The sequence below is a fragment of the Steroidobacter sp. genome (assembly GCF_016790065.1).
Taxonomy (GTDB): Bacteria; Pseudomonadota; Gammaproteobacteria; order Steroidobacterales; family Steroidobacteraceae; genus Steroidobacter.
The window spans coordinates 1-1,788 of record NZ_JAEUPY010000257.1 but is presented as its reverse complement, the minus strand read 5'-3'; the positions used below and the strand labels follow the sequence as shown (position 1 = coordinate 1,788).

Sequence of the window (1,788 nt, the reverse complement as noted above, 5' to 3'; positions counted from 1 at the left end):
CCGGTTGGGCGAAACATTTCGGACTGAGCCCGCGTGCAACCCATGAAGTCGTGATCGCGCGCATCGACGAAGAGATCAGGAAGCGATGGCCCTCGGACGAACCCGCACTGGTGTCGATGTGGAAGACATGAGTCACCTCCTCCCTTTGTGCGTGGGCCGAACCTGGCGGTCAAAAACAGATTGATGAGCCCAGGCAGCACATCACGCCGCTCGGCGAGGGAATCCGATCCCATGAACTCGTGGCGCGCGCTCCGCTAAAACGGGCCACGACACCACGCGCTTGCAGCCAACTTTCACTGCTGCCGGCCCGCGCAGTCGGGCCTTGTTCCTCGTACGGTTGCAGTTGAAAGGACCGATGCGAGCCTGCTTGAGAAGTGTTTTCAGGTCGCCTCATGAAACATTGCAAAGCCCTCGCCGCCATTTTAGTCGTCGAACATCGCACCCATCAGAACCCGCTCGCATTGACGGCGCCGGTCGTGCTCGACGACGACGATCTTCCCTCACTTGGCCAGCTTGCGAAGCTGCGACTCGGCCGCGAGCCCGTGCTGGTCGCCTGGGGCGGCGGACGCGATTCGACCGCGCTGATCATCGAGCTGCTGGCTCGGCGAGCCGATTGGATGCGCCCCGCCCGAGCTGAGCCGGCCGCGAGCGATCACCGGCCTGCGCTGGTCGTCACCGCAGTCGCTACAGAGATTTGTGATCGAGCTGCACGAGCTATGTCTCACGCTCTACGCGATCGCTCAGTGCGAGCACGCCGTGTGTCAAGCGCACCGCTGGAGGCGACGCGCAATCAACACTGCTGTGACCTGCAAGGGCAGCACGCGTGCTCCCAAAGCTCGCATCAGGCCCCCTGCGGATCCAGTGCCTATGGTTTGATCGACTGAACCACCCGTAGCGCACGACGCTTTTCGTCGCCGCGCCCGAATCCAGACGAGCACCGGGAGCAGTTCGACGTCGGTGGCTCGTTCCCACCATGGTTCGTTCCGAACGACGCCGGCCTTCCCAGCGGCGGCCCGCACAGACACCGTGTCACAGCGGCCGCGCGTCGCGAACTGATCACTTCGTGAGGCGGCGCCTGGGCGCTGCACGACCAGCACTGCCTCGCTTCTAAGTCTTTCGCGCCTGCGCGTGCGGAAGCGATTCACTCGGCGCGTGCCTTGCCGGCGCGAGCCTCGAGTTCAACCCATTTTTTATGAGAGATGAGTTACTCATGACAACCTCATGTTTGCTATCGGCCGAACCCTGCCCGCCCAGGAAGGCGAGCACGGGGCGCCCCATCGAGATCACGCGAGCACTCGCGCAGAACGTTCTGGCGACCATTGATGCCGGCCTGGTACGAGGCTTGGGCCAGCCCGTGCCTGGCAAGATGTGTGTCGAAGCCGCGGTTTGTTATGGCTTGGGCCTGCCGCATAGTGATGATCCGGGCTGCGTCGCCGACTCGCTGCGCAGTCTCAAGACGCGATTGAACGACGCCGTCTGGTCCTCACCGAAAGCCCGTGCCCGAGGGCTGCGCCGTTTGGGACTGGCCCAGCTCGGCAGCAAGGACGTGCTCGATGAACCTGAGTTCATCCGGCGAATGGTTCGCCTGGCGATCACCGAGCACGTGCCGGCCGCCCTGCGCGCGATGGCCGCCCTGCACCCCAACCCGATGCATCAGGCAGCGCTTGCCCTGGCCGCCGAACGATGCGAGCGCGACGCTGATGTTGCGAGCTCCATCGTCGCTCGCGATCTCGCTCGCCTCGCGCAGGTGAGCGGTAGGTTCGACCGCAGCCACAATCCGAGGGCCGT

The 1,788-nt window shown here is 64.3% G+C and carries 2 protein-coding genes; both read left to right on the top strand.

Translation table 11 applies throughout. From position 1 onward, the window contains the following. The first annotated feature begins 392 nt into the window (after positions 1 to 392). Positions 393 to 884 (top strand): hypothetical protein, encoded by a 492-nt coding sequence (locus JNL55_RS11355; RefSeq protein WP_293852937.1) that lies wholly within the window; start codon positions 393 to 395, stop codon positions 882 to 884. Between the two features lie 326 nt (positions 885 to 1,210). Beyond that, the coding region (locus tag JNL55_RS11350) for a hypothetical protein (RefSeq protein WP_293852936.1) at positions 1,211 to 1,788 on the top strand (578 nt) is incomplete at its 3' end.

Bases quoted from the DNA above. Each gene is read 5' to 3' on its own strand.
- JNL55_RS11355 (WP_293852937.1), top strand. From the start codon at position 393: ATGAAACATTGCAAAGCCCTCGCCGCCATTTTAGTCGTCGAACATCGC.